Annotated in this window: 13 protein-coding genes; 10 read left to right on the top strand and 3 right to left on the bottom strand. The window is 44.7% G+C overall.

What is annotated here, in order from left to right:
- Positions 1-2: 2 nt before the first annotated feature.
- From serS to fbp, 4 genes are all read left to right on the top strand, one after another.
- Positions 3-1,280 carry a serine--tRNA ligase gene (gene serS, locus HF312_11750; GenBank protein ID MCU7520881.1) on the top strand — a complete coding sequence of 426 codons (1,278 nt, stop codon included), beginning with the start codon at positions 3-5 and terminating at the stop codon, positions 1,278-1,280.
- Positions 1,281-1,493: 213 nt separating this feature from the next.
- A complete protein-coding gene (locus HF312_11745) occupies positions 1,494-3,242 on the top strand; it encodes an ABC transporter ATP-binding protein (protein MCU7520880.1) in 1,749 nt (582 codons plus the stop codon).
- 57 nt (positions 3,243-3,299) lie between these two features.
- The gene (locus tag HF312_11740; GenBank protein MCU7520879.1) at positions 3,300-5,093 is read left to right on the top strand and encodes an ABC transporter ATP-binding protein; all 1,794 of its coding nucleotides are present in this window, start codon (positions 3,300-3,302) and stop codon (positions 5,091-5,093) included.
- 35 nt (positions 5,094-5,128) lie between these two features.
- Positions 5,129-6,166, top strand: a complete 1,038-nt coding sequence (fbp, locus tag HF312_11735) for a class 1 fructose-bisphosphatase (protein ID MCU7520878.1) — start codon at positions 5,129-5,131, stop codon at positions 6,164-6,166.
- A gap of 61 nt (positions 6,167-6,227) precedes the next feature.
- Here the strand turns inward: fbp and HF312_11730 are convergent, their stop codons facing one another.
- Positions 6,228-6,494: a hypothetical protein gene (locus tag HF312_11730; GenBank protein ID MCU7520877.1), complete on the bottom strand. Its 267-nt coding sequence runs from the start codon at positions 6,492-6,494 to the stop codon at positions 6,228-6,230.
- Positions 6,495-6,634: 140 nt separating this feature from the next.
- On the opposite strand from HF312_11730, the gene HF312_11725 reads away from it, so the two are divergent.
- From HF312_11725 to HF312_11715, 3 genes are all read left to right on the top strand, one after another.
- Complete coding sequence (locus tag HF312_11725; GenBank protein ID MCU7520876.1) at positions 6,635-7,624, top strand: glycosyltransferase family 9 protein; 990 nt, start codon at positions 6,635-6,637, stop codon at positions 7,622-7,624.
- Entirely contained in the window at positions 7,621-8,898 is a 1,278-nt protein-coding gene (locus tag HF312_11720; protein MCU7520875.1) for a 3-deoxy-D-manno-octulosonic acid transferase, read from the top strand. The genes HF312_11725 and HF312_11720 overlap by 4 nt, the downstream gene beginning before the upstream one ends.
- 65 nt (positions 8,899-8,963) lie before the next feature.
- A complete protein-coding gene (locus HF312_11715; GenBank protein ID MCU7520874.1) occupies positions 8,964-9,335 on the top strand; it encodes a hypothetical protein in 372 nt (123 codons plus the stop codon).
- On the opposite strand, the gene HF312_11710 is transcribed toward HF312_11715, so the two are convergent.
- Positions 9,332-10,063: a rhomboid family intramembrane serine protease gene (locus tag HF312_11710; GenBank protein ID MCU7520873.1), complete on the bottom strand. Its 732-nt coding sequence runs from the start codon at positions 10,061-10,063 to the stop codon at positions 9,332-9,334. The two genes, HF312_11715 and HF312_11710, sit on opposite strands and share 4 nt — an antisense overlap.
- Positions 10,064-10,684: 621 nt before the next feature.
- Between HF312_11710 and HF312_11705 the strand changes: the two genes are divergently transcribed.
- Positions 10,685-12,289, top strand: a complete 1,605-nt coding sequence (locus HF312_11705) for a phosphoenolpyruvate carboxykinase (protein MCU7520872.1) — start codon at positions 10,685-10,687, stop codon at positions 12,287-12,289.
- A gap of 80 nt (positions 12,290-12,369) precedes the next feature.
- Complete coding sequence (locus HF312_11700; GenBank protein MCU7520871.1) at positions 12,370-12,909, top strand: dihydrofolate reductase; 540 nt, start codon at positions 12,370-12,372, stop codon at positions 12,907-12,909.
- On the opposite strand, the gene HF312_11695 is transcribed toward HF312_11700, so the two are convergent.
- Positions 12,910-14,109, bottom strand: coding sequence for an MFS transporter (locus tag HF312_11695; GenBank protein ID MCU7520870.1), 1,200 nt, complete (start codon positions 14,107-14,109; stop codon positions 12,910-12,912).
- Between the two features lie 182 nt (positions 14,110-14,291).
- Between HF312_11695 and HF312_11690 the strand changes: the two genes are divergently transcribed.
- Complete coding sequence (locus HF312_11690) at positions 14,292-14,936, top strand: fatty acid hydroxylase (protein ID MCU7520869.1); 645 nt, start codon at positions 14,292-14,294, stop codon at positions 14,934-14,936.
- The last annotated feature ends 14 nt before the right edge of the window (positions 14,937-14,950 follow it).

Genomic DNA, 14,950 nt, shown 5'->3' with positions numbered 1-14,950 from the left:
ATATGTTAGACCTTAAATTCATACGGGAGAACCCCGATCTTGTAAAGAAAGGAATTGAGAATAAAAATGAAACCGCGCGGGTAGATGAGCTTCTGGCTCTTGACACGCAGAGGCGTGAGCTCGTGCTGAATGCCGATGAGCTGAAGGCTAAGCGCAACCAGGCCTCAAGCCAGATCCCGCAGATGAAAAAAGCCGGGCAGGATACCTCTTCCGTCCTGGCAGAAATGAAAAGAGTTTCAGATGAGATCACTTCTCTTGACGACCAGCTGCGTCAGGTTGAAAAAGACTTAAACGACATACTGATGTATATACCGAATATGCCGAATGCATCAGTGCCGGTGGGAAAATCCGCCGCCGATAACGTAGAGGTAAGGCGCTGGCTTCCGGAAGGGTTCTCATTTGAGACTGAAGAAAAAGTAATGGATCACATTGAGCTCGGCAAAAAGCTTAAGATCCTGGACTTTGAGCGCGGAGCCAAGATTACGGGCTCGGGCTTCCCTGTCTATATGGGCAAGGGTGCAACACTTGAACGCGCACTTATAAACTTCATGCTCGACAAGCACATTCACGAGCACGGATATAAGGAAGTCTTCCCCCCGTTCCTCGTAAACGAGGACTCGATGAAGGGTACAGGGCAGCTTCCTAAAATGGAAGAGGACATGTATTCAATAGATAAAGACGGCCTTTACCCGATTCCAACGGCCGAAGTGCCTGTTACAAACCTCTTAAGGGGTGAGATCATTGAAGAAAAAGAGCTCCCGATTAAATACTGCGCTTACTCGGCCTGTTTCAGGCGTGAGGCCGGTTCATACGGAAAGGAATCGAAGGGTTTCTTAAGGGTTCACCAGTTCAACAAGGTTGAAATGGTTAAATTCACCAGGCCTGAGAACTCCTACGATGAGCTTGAAAAGCTGGTGCGTGATGCCGAAGATATTCTGCAGGCGCTTAAGATCCCATACAGAATACTCATGCTCTGCACGGGGGATTTGAGCTTCTCGGCTGCAAAGTGCTACGACATCGAGACATGGTCGCCGGCTGAAAAAAGATGGCTTGAGGCTTCTTCATGCAGCAACTTCGAGAACTTCCAGGCAAGGCGTGCCAACATACGCTTCCGCAACGAGGAGACCAAAAAGCCGGAATTTGTGCATACGCTTAACGGTTCGGGCCTTGCAACAAGCCGCCTGATGGTTTCTCTGCTTGAGAACTACCAGACTCCCGAAGGCAAGATAATAGTTCCGAAGGTTCTGCATAAATACACGGGTTTTGAAGTTATAGACTAAACCTGCGTTTTTAATACAAAAATCCCGCTTTCCCATCGGCCGGAATGTCGGGATTTTTTGTTTTTAAAGGGTTTCAAAACAAAGGACTTTCCTTTTTAAGCATGAAATCTTAAATTAAAAAATTCGCTGAATATTAAATTAGTACAAATTTTAAGCAACTTTTACCGTACTTTAGTAGTTTAGTATCTTAACAAGCAGTTATAAGCAGAGTTTATGAAAAGTCTTTTAGCGTTAAAAAAATATTTTATAAGATATAAAGTTAAACTCCTTCTGGGAGTTTTATTTATTTTACTTTCGAATCTGGGTACAGTGTACGTCCCTTTGTTCTTAAAGGACAGCATTAACGCCCTGCAGAAAAGTGTGGAGTATTCTGTGCTGGTCCGTTACGGGCTGCTTATTATAGCTACATCTTTCTTAAGCGGCGTATTCAGATTTCTGATCAGGGAAACCATTATTGTGGTCTCTCGCGAAATTGAGTACGACCTGAGGCAGGACTTCTGGAGCCACATACAGAGGCTTTCGCTCAGATACTTCCAGAATAACTCCACGGGCAACATAATGGCTCATGCCACAAACGACCTTAACGCGGTAAGAACATTTGTGGGTCCTGCGGTTATGTATTCCATAGACACGCTTGTGCGCCTTATAATGGTTATCGTTATAATGGTATCCTTGAGCACCACGCTTACAATTTATTCGCTTCTGCCGCTTCCGGTACTTTCATACCTCGTCTATAAGCTGGGGAAGAAAATACACATTAAGTATACCTACATACAGGAGAAGTTCTCGGAACTTACAACCAAGGCGCAGGAAAGCTTCTCAGGCATACGCGTAATAAAGTCGTATGTAAGGGAAGATAACGAGATACAGGAGTACGAGGCTCTGAGCCACGACTATCTTGAAAAAAATATGGATATGGTTAAAATCGAGTCCATGTTCCAGCCCGCGCTGTATCTTGTAACAGGGATTTCAATAATTCTTGTAATCTGGCTTGGCGGCATACAGGTAATAAACGGCACGATGAACCTGGGCGAGATCTCGGCCTTTGTTATTTATCTTGGGCTTTTAATTTGGCCTATGATTGCAATTGGCTGGGTGGTAAACCTGATCCAGCAGGCTTCAGCCAGCATGAAGCGCCTTAACAAAATGCTTGCTGAAAAGTATGAAATTGAGGATAGCGAAACTACGGACTATTCCGTTGAGAATATTAAAGGTACGGTTGAATTTAAGAATGTGAGCTTCCGTTACGCACCTGAGCTGCCGTATGTATTTAAGGATATCAGCCTGAAAATACCTGCCGGAATGACTGCCGCAATAATAGGACAGACCGGAGCCGGGAAAACCACGCTCGTCGACCTGATACCGAGGCTTTACGACGTAACCGATGGCGAGGTTTTAATTGACGGGCACAATATTAAGAAAATCCCTCTTAAGTCTTTAAGAAAAAATATCGGGCTTGTTCCGCAGGAAACTTTCCTTTTCTCCGACACGCTGGCTAACAACATTGCATACGGCCTAAAGGAAACAGACATGAAAGTGGTTACCTCCTCGGCGGAAATTGCACAGCTTACAAAGGACATTGATGCTTTCCCCCACGGATACGAAACCATGCTGGGAGAACGCGGCATTACTCTCTCGGGCGGGCAGAAGCAGAGGACTTGCCTTGCAAGGGCGCTTGCAATTGACCCTGCAATTCTGATACTTGACGACTCCTTCTCGGCCGTGGATACAAGGACCGAGGAAGGAATACTTAAGAACCTGAGGAATTTTATGAAGGAAAGGACAAGCATAATCATCAGCCACAGAATTTCAACGGTTAAGGATGCCGACATTATATTTGTCCTAAGCGAGGGCAGGATTGCCGAACAGGGCACGCACGAGGATCTGGTGCGCAAACAGGGGATTTATGCAGGACTGCACTTTAAGCAGCTGCTTGAAAAAGAACTGGAAGAATTGAGCTAAAAGGGTAACTATTCCCTTCCCGGCTTCTATTTCATAATAAAGAATTTAGAAAGGTTTATGGCACAGGATTATAAAGCAGATGATGAAGTCTTAGGCAAGGCGTATGATTCAAAGCTGATGAAACGCCTCTTGGGCTACGTAAAGCCGTATAAAAAATATATGGCCTTCGCCATTATATTAAACATTATTGTTGCGGCTTTCGGACCCTTAAGAGCCGTGCTTACAAAAGTAGCAATTGACGATAATATAAAAAACAAGGATTACCACGGCCTCATGCTCGTAACGATGGCTATGATAGGGACACTCCTGTTCCAGGCCGTTATGCAGTACTTTCTTACCTACTATACGCAGTACATGGGGCAGAAAATAATTTACGACCTGAGGGTAAAGCTCTTTGCGCACGTGGAAAGGCTTGCCCTGAAGTATTTCGACAAGACCCCGATCGGAAGAATTGTTACCCGTGTGACAAACGACATTGAATCCTTAAACGAAATGTTCTCCTCGGGAATTGTTAACGTCTTCAGCGACGTTTTTATTGTGCTCTGGATACTTGGGTTTATGTTCTTAATGGACTGGAAGCTTTCATTTGTAACGCTCTCTGTTTTTCCGTTTTTAATTTACGGCACATTCCTCTTCCGCAGGAAGGTCAGGGATTCATACAGGGACGTGCGCTTCCACCTGGCGCGCTTAAATTCCTACATGCAGGAGCACGTAACGGGCATGAACGTGGTGCAGATATTCAACAAGGAAAAAGAAGAGCTTAACAGGTTTTCTTCAATTAACGCCGACTACAGAAAAGTCAACGTCGATTCAATTTTCTATTATGCAGTCTTCTATCCTGCGGTTGAATTTTTAAGCTCAATTGCGCTTGCCCTTATCATCTGGTACGGCGGAGGCGAAATTATACATAACGCCATGACTATAGGCGTTCTCTTTGCATTCATTCAGCTTATAGACCAGTTCTTCCGCCCGATAAGGGACCTGTCGGATAAGTATAACATCATGCAGACGGCAATGGCGTCAAGTGAAAGGGTCTTTAAGCTCCTGGATAACGATACATTTGTTAAGAATCCGGAAAACCCCGTTGACCTTAAGAAAGTGGAGGGGAAAATCGAGTTCAGGAACGTGTGGTTTGCTTACAACGGGGATGATTACGTATTAAAGGACGTCTCCTTCAGCATCAGCCCGGGGCAGACCGTGGCAATCGTTGGTGCTACGGGTGCCGGGAAAACAAGCCTCATAAGCATACTTACGCGTTTCTACGACATTAATAAGGGAAAGATCTGCTTAGACGGCATTGATATTAAGGATATTGACAAGCGCGAACTGAGGAAGTTTATTTCCATCGTGCTGCAGGACGTTTTTCTCTTCTCGGGCACAATTAAGTCAAATATCAGCCTTAACAACCCCGGGATTTCGGATGAGAAAATTATTGAAGCCGCCCAAAGCGTAGGAGCCCACAAGTTCATATCTCTTCTTCCGCATGAATACGACGAGGAGGTAAAGGAGAAGGGTGCAACCTTAAGCGTGGGGCAGAAGCAGCTTTTGTCCTTTGCAAGGGCTCTTGCTTATAACCCGCAAATCCTTATCTTAGATGAAGCGACATCCAGTGTGGACACGGAAACCGAAATCCTTATACAGAGGGCTATTGAAAAGCTGCTGGTTGACAGGACTGCCATTGTAATTGCGCACAGGCTTTCAACAATTCAGAATGCCGATCAGATAATTGTTATGCATAAGGGTGAGGTCAGGGAGATAGGTACGCACCAGGAACTGCTCGCAAAACGCGGTATCTACTACAAGCTTTATCAGCTGCAATACAAAGATCAGGAGATTACAAAAACCGCGTAATAAAACCTTCATTAAATCATCCACAGGAGGAAATTATGGCGGCACAGAGTCTGATGACCATACAAAGACACATTCTGGAAGAGGAAAGAAAGCACCCCGAGGCCACGGGTGAGCTTTCGGCCCTCCTTTCGGATCTGGTACTGGCGGCAAAAATCATCTCTCTCGAGGTCAATAAGGCAGGACTTGTTGACATCATCGGCTACACAGGAACAACAAATGTTCAGGGAGAAAAGGTAAAAAAGCTCGACGTTTTTTCGCACGAAGTGCTCTTTAAGGCAATGGAGCACGGGGGGCACCTCTGCGTTATGGCTTCAGAGGAAGAGGAAAACGCCATCCCTATACCAAAAGATTTCGTAAAGGGGAAATATGTCCTTCTTTTTGACCCCCTGGACGGATCGTCAAATATCGACGCAAATGTAAGCGTGGGGACAATTTTTTCTATTCTTAAAAGGGTTACACCGGACGGCGGAAGCGACGGAACACTTCAGGACTGCCTGCAGCCCGGCATTAAGCAGGTGGCTTCAGGATACGTCCTTTACGGCTCCAGCACAATTCTGGTTTACACTACAGGGCACGGGGTTTACGGCTTTACGCTTGACCCCGCACTGGGAGAGTTCCTGCTGTCGCATAACAACATCAGGATCCCCGGGAAATCCAAAATCTACAGCATTAACGAGGGGAACTACAAGTACTGGCACCCCGGGCTTAAGAAGTACATTAAGTACCTGCAGGAAGAAGATGAAAAGACAAGAAGGCCGTATTCCACGCGCTACATCGGCTCCATGGTTGCCGACATTCACCGCAACCTGCTCTACGGCGGCATTTTCATGTATCCTGCCGACAGCCGCAACCCAAATGGAAAACTGAGGCTTCTTTACGAGTGCAACCCGATGGCTTTTATTGTTGAGTCAGCCGGGGGCATGGCTTCAAACGGAAAGAAGAGGATACTTGATATAGTGCCAGACAGTCTGCACCAGCGCACACCTGTTTTTATTGGCAATAAGGAAGACGTTCTGATGGTGGAAAAATTTATTACTGAGGAGGAAATCAGCATTCCCGAGGTATCCAAATAAATATCCCTTACCCCCCTCTCTTTTACCGGGGAGGGGGAATAAAAAGGAGCAGTGCTAAATCTTATTTTTTAACGGTCTTTAAGTCCGCGGTAAGTTTGGCTGCCAGTTCTTCTTTAGTCATACCCACGATCTTGATTTTTGTGGATTTAACCAGAATTTCAGGGCTGTCCCCTTCTCCGCTCATATATTTGAACAGGTTATAGCCCAGGCGGTTCCTGTCGTTCATAATAGGAATGTTTTCCTTGTACTTTTCCACTATATTATAAACCTGCTTTTCCAGTGAATCTTCCGGGAAAGGCTTTACTGAAGGCGGCGGTAAAGTAGTCATCTTAATCGGTCCTTATCTTTTTTATTATTTTCTCAAAAATAAACAAGTCTGAGGAAAACTACAATAAACTTTAATTGGAAGAATAGCTGTTATTTGAGTAAATTTGAGGTCTCAAATTTGATTAGTTTAGGACGTTTTTTGTGAATATAGGCGACGCTGAAAATATTTTAATTATTAGACTTAGCTCACTGGGAGACATTCTTCTTACTACACCTCTTCTGCGCAGCCTTAAGAGACTCTATCCTGAAAAAAAGATAGACTTTCTCATAAGGAATGAGTACGCCGATATATTGAAGTTTAACCCTTATGTAAATGACGTCCTCCTCTATAAAAGAGACGATAATAAGGCGCTTTTTAAGCTTCTTAAAGAAAAAAAGTACGACGCCGTAATTGACCTTCAGAATAACCTGAGAAGCCGGAAGGTTGTAAAAGCCCTTCAGGCCCCGGCATTCAGGTTTGAAAAAAGGTCTTTTGATAAGTTCCTCCTGGTAAAATTTAAGATTAACAGGCTTAAAAACCTGCCTCAGATCCCGGTTCGCTACGCATTTTCCATTCCGGGCTTTGAGCTGGATGATAAGGGGCTGGACCTTTTTCTGCCTGAAAATGTATCTTTAGATCTTAAAGCTCAGGATAATTACGTCGCCTTATGCCCGGGCTCCAGGCATTTTACAAAAATGTGGCCCCCGGAATATTTTACCGCCTTGGGGAAACTGCTGAAAAATGAGGGTTTTAACGTTGTTCTCCTCGGGGGAAGGTCCGACCGCGAAATTTGCCGCAGGCTCTCGGAAACCATACCCGGATCTTTAGACATGAGTAACGACGACGACCTGTTCCAGACCGCGGCCCTTATGAAGCAGTGCCGCATGGTTGTTTGCAACGATTCGGGCCTTATGCATATAGCCTGCGCTGCCGGAGCGCCGGTTCTGGCTATTTTCGGCTCCACAGTAAAAGAATTCGGCTTTACGCCATATAAGAATAAGAATTTAATTTTAGAAAACAATTCGTTATCTTGCAGACCGTGTTCTCACATTGGACGGGAAAAATGCCCTTTAGGACACTTTAAGTGTATGCTTGAGATTACTCCCGAAGCAGTACTCGATAACGTAAAAAGAATTTTAGATTTGTCATGATGAAATTTTGGTATCTCATTTATAATGTTATTATACTCCCCTTTTTGTATCTGGTTTTTCAGCTGGCAGGACTTTTTAACGCCAAGATAAAAAAGGGAATAAAAGACAGGCAGAGGCTTTTTGAAAACCTCATACTTGCATTCGTGCAGCTGGATAAGAAAAAACAGATGGTCTGGTTCCACTCCTCTTCCATGGGAGAGTTTGAGCAGGCAAAGCCCGTAATACAGAAGCTAAAGGCTGAAAAGGACGTGAACATTATTGCCACTTTCTTTTCTCCTTCTGGCTACGAGAATTCAAAGAATTACCCTTATGCCGACGTTGTTTCCTACATGCCTTTTGACACCCCGGCACTGGCAAAGAGGTTTCTTGACATAGTAAATCCGGATCTTGCAATTATGATGCGCTATGACATATGGCCTAACTTCATCTGGCAGCTTAAGGCACGCAGCATCCCCTGTTTTATTATCGATGCCACAATGAGAGATAATTCCAACCGAAAGCTTCCCGTATCAATCAGTTTCCATAAGTCACTCTACAAAAACATTTCAAAAATATTCACCGTTTCAAAAGGCGACATGGAAAGCTTCCGCGCCTTTGACATAAAAAACGGACAGCTTGAAACCGCCGGCGACACAAGGTACGACCGTGTTTACCAGAAGAGCCTTGCGGCAAAGGAAAAGAAGCTCTTTAAGGACGGATTTTTTGAGGGAAAGAAAGTTTTTGTTGCCGGAAGCTCCTGGGAAGCTGACGAGGAAGTCCTTCTGCCTGCATTCCTTAAGATTGCAAAGTACGACCCGAATGTTGTAATGATACTTGTGCCGCACGAGCCCACGGTACAGCACCTGGAGAAGCTGGAAGACCAGCTTAGAAATAAGTGCACTTCAATCAGGTTCTCTTACTTAAATGAGTATAAGGGTGAAAGAATAATAATTGTCGATTCCATAGGAATACTTCTTACGCTTTACTACTATGCAGATCTTGCATACGTGGGAGGAAGCTTTAAGCAGGGGATCCATAACGTGCTTGAACCGGCCGTATACGGCATACCTGTTCTTTTCGGCCCAAGGATTGAAAACTCCCAGGAGGCACAGAAGCTCGTTAAGATCGGAGCCTCAAAAGTCCTGAGAAATAAAAAAGAAGCCTACCGCTGGCTGAGGACGCTCCTGCAGGATGACGATTTAAGAAAGAAGATGGGGAAAATTTCATCCATGTTCGTAAATGAGAACCTGGGTGCCACGGACAGGATATTAGAGGAAATTCATAAAATAGTTTAATTTTTTGTTGCTCTTTACCGGGGCAATTGTGATATTTCAGGTAAATTACTTTTATGAGGTAGAGCTTGATCGGTAATATCAGCCATTCTTTTTCCGCTTCTGCATCGTATGCAGGCGGGAAAGTTGTGGACAGGCTTTACCCCGGCAGCCCTTCTCAGGTAAATTACAAGAGCCGTTTCCAATCCTTCAGGGAAGTTTTTCACGACGCAATAAGCACGCAGTTTCCGGAGATGTTAAGCAAGGCAGGGTTTCAGGAAAATGAGTCCCTGGAAGATAAGATTAACCTTTCTGCAACCGGATACATAATTACGGTTCCGCAGGAGCACCTGAGGAAGCTTCAGCCAGCGCAGGCTGAAACAAGGCAGGAAAAGCTTTTCAGTTCGTTTAATCCTTCGGCAAAGGACCTTACAGGCTCGCTAGTCAATATGTCCGTTTAAGGCCGTCCAATAGCAAATATCTTAATCAGAATAAAGCCCGCAATAAATCCGCCCACGTGCGCCGCATAAGCAACTCCTCCGCCCTGAGAGCCCAGGCCGCCCAGACCCGCAATAACCTGGAATGCGAACCACATGCCTATAGCCACGATGGCAGGGACCACGGTAAGTATATAGAAAAGGACCACTCTTACGCGTCTTCTGGGGTAAAGGAGCATATAGCCCCCGAGCACGCCTGAAATTGCGCCGGAGGCCCCTAGTGTAGGAACGTAAGGATTGCCGTTGAACATAATAGTAGCAGTGACCTGTGAAAGTGACGACAGAGCGCCGCAGACGAGATAGAATATGAGATAGCGCATGTGTCCGAGCTTATTTTCTATATTATCGCCAAATACCCAAAGAAAAATCATGTTGCCGAAAATGTGCGCAATGCCCCCGTGCATGAACATTGAAGTAAAAATTGTAAGATATACGTTTATAGGTGTCTTCTGCAGCCCCGGCACCTCCACCCTCTCATCAGTTTCAGGATCCACCATCACCCTGTCCTCTGTAATAATATCCTTACCCGTAACGATCTCGGCAGGCACGGTTGAATAGGCATAAGTAAACTTTATATTTGAGCCCAGGCCCTGCAGAAATACAAACACAAATACATTAAGCAGAATGATCAGGTAATTCGTCAAGGGAAACATGGTACGGTCGGTATTGTCGTCACCAATCGGGAAAATCATAATTCATCCTGTTAGTTTTATGGACAGATAAAGATATGGATAAAGGGATTATTTTAAATTTGAATTTTTTTAACTAAATCGCAAGTGCTTTGCGCCTGGTTAAAATTCTTTTCCAGTTATACAAAAAATAAGACATCCTGACTTCTATTCTTGAATTTTCGCCCGATTTAGCATATCATAGAAAACAGGCACCTTCCGGGATAATTTTTTTCTTCGGTTCTCCTGTAAAGAATTGGCCCGGAAAAGATTTTTGTGCAAAAAAAACGGGACTGCTAAATTTGAATTAAATTTCAAGAGAAATTTTTTAAAAGATAAAACAGTCCAATTTCTGGAAATTTTCAAAATCTATCGTTATTTTTTCATTGGCTTTTGAGGCTCTGGATTTCGGGGGAATGAATGAGTTATCTTGAACTTACCGCGGCAGGCCCCCTATAGAGCATTAGTTGTATACTTCTCAAAAGATTACCGCTGAAAATGAAGTTATGAATTGCTATTGAAGCTATCAATGATTTGCTTTAGTTTGTTTAGATTAACTGGAGTGCAGCGGTTCTAATTACAGTAAAATACATTAAATACATGGACTCTCCGCGGAGAGTTACATATTCAGGATTAATTTATAACATGATACCAAAAGATAAGATTCTCAGTCAGTTGGATAAACTTGGGATCAGGAACATTAATGATGTTTTCTATAACCTCAGTACAGCCCAGCTTGTTGAACGCGCTCTTTACAGACGCGAAGGTACACTTTCACACTATGGTCCCCTGGTCGTAAGAACAGGCCAGCACACGGGCCGCAGCCCTAACGATAAGTTCATCGTTAAAGAGCCTACAAACCAGGATAAAATCTGGTGGGGAAAAGTTAACTCGGCTCTTGACGAGGAAAAATTCACACACCTTTACCACAAAATGCAGGCATACATTCAGAACAAGGACATTTATGTTCAGGACTGTTATGCAGGTGCCGATCCGGAATACAAGATGCATTTAAGGGTAATTACAGAAACAGCATGGCACAACCTTTTTGCCCATAACCTTTTTATTAGAGCAAAAAGCGCGGCAGAGCTCGAAGAGCACAATCCGGAATTTACCGTTATTGACATGCCTAACTTCCATGCTAATCCTAAGATTGACGGAACAAATTCAGAAGTATTTGTTACCATTAACTTCAAGGAAAAGCTGGTACTTATCGGCGGAACAAGCTACGCCGGTGAAATTAAAAAATCGATCTTCACTGTGCTCAACTACATGCTTCCTCAGAAGGGTGTAATGTCTATGCACTGCTCGGCCAATATCGGCAAGGACGGCGACGTTGCAGTTCTTTTCGGATTGTCAGGAACAGGCAAGACCACTCTTTCAGCAGATGCAAACAGAAGGCTCATCGGCGACGACGAGCATGGCTGGAGCGAAAACGGCATATTTAACTTTGAAGGCGGCTGCTATGCCAAGATGATCCGTCTTTCAGAAGAAGCTGAACCAGAAATCTACGGTGTTACAAAGAAATTCGGAACAGTGCTTGAAAACGTGTCAATGGATGCCAATTCACGCCTTCTTGATCTGGATGACGACACACTGACCGAAAATACAAGAGCTGCATATCCGCTTACATTCATCGACAACATAAAGCCTGACGGAATGGGCGGCCACCCGAAGAATATCATCATGCTTACAGCAGATGCTTTCGGTGTGCTTCCTCCGGTCTCAAAGCTGAACTATAATCAGGCAATGTACCACTTCCTTTCGGGCTACACTGCAAAGGTTGCCGGAACTGAAAAGGGTGTAACCGAACCAAAGGCTACTTTCAGCACATGCTTCGGAGCTCCTTTTATGGTACTCCACCCTTCAGTTTACGCAAAGCTTTTGGGAGAGAAGATAATAAAGCACGATGTTAAGTGCTGGCTCCTTAACACAGGCTGGAGCGGCGGCCCGTACGGAGAAGGACAGAGAATGAAGATCCGTTACACACGCGCAATGCTTAATGCAATTTTAAGCGGAGCCCTTGATAACGTTGAGACCTGCACTGATCCTGTCTTCGGCGTTGAAGTCCCTGTTTCATGCCCGGAAGTTCCTTCGGAAGTATTAAATCCGAAGAACACATGGAAAGACAAGGATAGATACGATGTTATGGCTCAGAAGCTCGCAAAGATGTTCCAGGACAATTTCAAGCAGTTTGCAGAAGACGTTACAGAAGACGTCCGCACGGCTGGTCCCAGAACAAACGGTTAATTAAATAATTGCTGTAGGGGCGGCCGGCGGCCGCCTTTCTACGGCATTGATTGTTCCCGTAACTATTTTGAAAGCACACTATGTCCGCATATGTTTTTATAGCACAGAGCCTCGACGGATTTATTGCAAAAAAGGACGGGGATATAGACTGGCTGATTGAAATTCCCAACCCGGAAGGAAGCGACTGGGGCTTTGGGGAGTTCATGAATATGATTGACGCAGTGATAATGGGAAGGAACACTTTTGAAAAAGTCCTTTCTTTCGACGAGTGGATGTACACTAAACCCCTCTTTGTTCTCTCCGGCAGCCTTAAAGAAATCCCAAAGAAACTTTCCGGTAAAGCTGAAATCATAAATGGAAGTCCCGAAGAAGTTATACGTAAGCTTAACTCTATGGGCTACAGGAATTTTTATGTCGACGGCGGCATGACAATTCAGAACTTCCTGAAGGAAGACCTTATAGATGAGCTTATCATATCAACAATCCCGATTATTCTTGGAAGCGGCATTCCATTATTCGGCACTATAGAACGCGAGCTGAAATTTGAGTACGTAAAGACAGAAGTCTTTGATAAAAGATTTACAAAGAGCTTTTACAAGAGAATCAGGGCTAGTCAGTAGTTATTCGGGTGTTTTCTCCCTCCGTATGGACAAGGAATATAAAATAAACAGGGAGATAATCCAGAGAAGAACTAAGGCCGGGATTACTTCCAAAGACGTGCGCTGAGCCAGGACTCCCGTTAATCCCGGAATTGCTGCAACCCCGAGGCCCGCGGCGCTGATCTGCATTCCTATCGTATTTGCCGCAAAACGCGCACCTACGCGCCTTGTTGTAAGAGACACCATGCCGGGAAATATCGGGGCAATTGCAAAACCAATTATTACTACTCCTATTAGGCTCATTGCCTTAAACGGGCTCCATATTAAGAGCAAAGCCCCCGCGAAGGCTCCTGCAAGGCTTCCTCTAATCAGTGAATGCATCCTGAAGCGCCTTGTGAAAATTCCCGCAAGTATCCGCCCAACGGTAAATGTAGCCCAGTAGCTACCGACAAAAAATCCCGCAATTTCTGAAGAAATGCCGCGCGACTCAGTAAGCAGTGTATATGCCCAGCTTCCTATTGTAGCTTCAATTCCGGCATAAATAAAAAAGAGGAGTATGCTTATCCATACGTCAGGCTGCCTGAGTGTTTCCATCATGGGCGTTTTATAATCGGATAATACCTGTTTTTTCTCCTCGCCGCTTTTCCCTGTCTGCCACATTGAAACGGTCAGCGCAAATGAGGCTGCAAGGGCAATCTGCAGGCCTCCCACCACAATGTAGCCCGGGCGCCACGAGGAAAAATAGCTCAGTCCCGTGGTCATAATTACCGGTCCCATGGTTATGCCTATACCGTAGCTTGCGTGTACCCACTGCATCAGGTGTTCGCCGAAATTGCTTGCGACATAGGTATTGATCCCGCCATCAATTGCCCCGGCCCCCAAGCCCGCCACAACTGCAAGAGGAATCATCATCCACCAGTGCGGCGCAAGCGTGTAGCCCAGAAGAGAGGCACCCGTTGCAAGGCAGCTTAATGACAGGAGCCACCCGACACCCAGGCGTGAGGTCACCAGCCCGCTGTAGAAACTTGAAAGGAGATATCCCGCCATGGAAGCTACAAGCAGCATTCCAAGTGAATCCAGTGACCTGGAGAAGCTTTCCCTCATCGAGGGCCAGGCAACGCCCAAAAGGCCATCGGGAAGTCCCAAGGATATGAAAGCAATAAAGGCAAGGATTACAACGCCCTTGCCGGAACGGGATTTTTCAGGTGACGGCTCTTTCATTTGAGGTCCATTTTTGGGTTCTGTAAAAAGTCCGGGAGTAAAAATAGTTAATTTTCCGCTCAATAAGAAAAGATATGTCCCGAAGTCAAAGGATTTCTTACTGCCTTAAAATTTTCTTTCTTCTTTTTTATTCTTTAATATACAATTGAACTCAGCGAAATAAATTTCCGGAGAAAACTCATATGGAAAAGAAATATATTTCAAATGAAGATAAAACAGCAAGAATGTTTGAAAGCAATTTTATGGAAGCCTTGAGCAGAGTCCATCCCTCTGTTCCCGTTATAATGTATCTGCCCTTAGTTCTATACCTGCTCTATTATTCTTATATAAATCCGGACATAAAATATGAAAGCATAATACTGCTCTTTGTACTTGGGACCTTCATCTGGACGTTTACAGAATACACACTTCACAGGTTCATCTTCCACTATGTCCCGAACAACTCAATCGGGCAGAGGATGCATTTTATTTTTCACGGTGTGCATCATGCTTACCCGAAGGACTCGAGAAGGCTTGTTATGCCGCCGTCTGTGAGCGTTCCTCTTGCATTTACTTTCTACGCATTATTCTATTACATTCTGGGAGCAAAGTTTGTGTATCCCTTCTTCTCTGGGTTCCTTACGGGATACCTTTTTTATGATATGACGCACTACGCCATTCATCACTTTAACATAAAAAGCGGATTATTCCTCTTTATAAAAAAGCACCACATGAGGCATCATTATAAGGATGCGACAAGAGGCTTCGGTGTAAGCCAGCCTTTGTGGGATATTGTCTACAGAACCAATTTTGAGGCAGAGAAGAAGGCTCATAAGCTCAGATATTAAGCCCCGGAGGGGCG

This window comes from Ignavibacteria bacterium, assembly GCA_025612375.1.
Lineage (GTDB): Bacteria > Bacteroidota > Ignavibacteria > Ignavibacteriales > SURF-24 > JAAXKN01.
The sequence above is the reverse complement of the archived record's forward strand: the minus strand, read 5'-3'. Positions and strand labels throughout refer to the sequence as shown.

Coding starts and splice junctions, on each gene's coding strand:
- HF312_11705 (MCU7520872.1), top strand. CDS start 10,685: ATGATACCAAAAGATAAGATTCTCAGTCAGTTGGATAAACTTGGGATC.
- HF312_11690 (MCU7520869.1), top strand. CDS start 14,292: ATGGAAAAGAAATATATTTCAAATGAAGATAAAACAGCAAGAATGTTT.
- HF312_11745 (MCU7520880.1), top strand. CDS start 1,494: ATGAAAAGTCTTTTAGCGTTAAAAAAATATTTTATAAGATATAAAGTT.
- HF312_11730 (MCU7520877.1), bottom strand. CDS start 6,494: ATGACTACTTTACCGCCGCCTTCAGTAAAGCCTTTCCCGGAAGATTCA.
- HF312_11700 (MCU7520871.1), top strand. CDS start 12,370: ATGTCCGCATATGTTTTTATAGCACAGAGCCTCGACGGATTTATTGCA.
- serS (MCU7520881.1), top strand. CDS start 3: ATGTTAGACCTTAAATTCATACGGGAGAACCCCGATCTTGTAAAGAAA.
- HF312_11740 (MCU7520879.1), top strand. CDS start 3,300: ATGGCACAGGATTATAAAGCAGATGATGAAGTCTTAGGCAAGGCGTAT.
- HF312_11710 (MCU7520873.1), bottom strand. CDS start 10,063: ATGATTTTCCCGATTGGTGACGACAATACCGACCGTACCATGTTTCCC.
- HF312_11695 (MCU7520870.1), bottom strand. CDS start 14,109: ATGAAAGAGCCGTCACCTGAAAAATCCCGTTCCGGCAAGGGCGTTGTA.
- HF312_11720 (MCU7520875.1), top strand. CDS start 7,621: ATGATGAAATTTTGGTATCTCATTTATAATGTTATTATACTCCCCTTT.
- fbp (MCU7520878.1), top strand. CDS start 5,129: ATGGCGGCACAGAGTCTGATGACCATACAAAGACACATTCTGGAAGAG.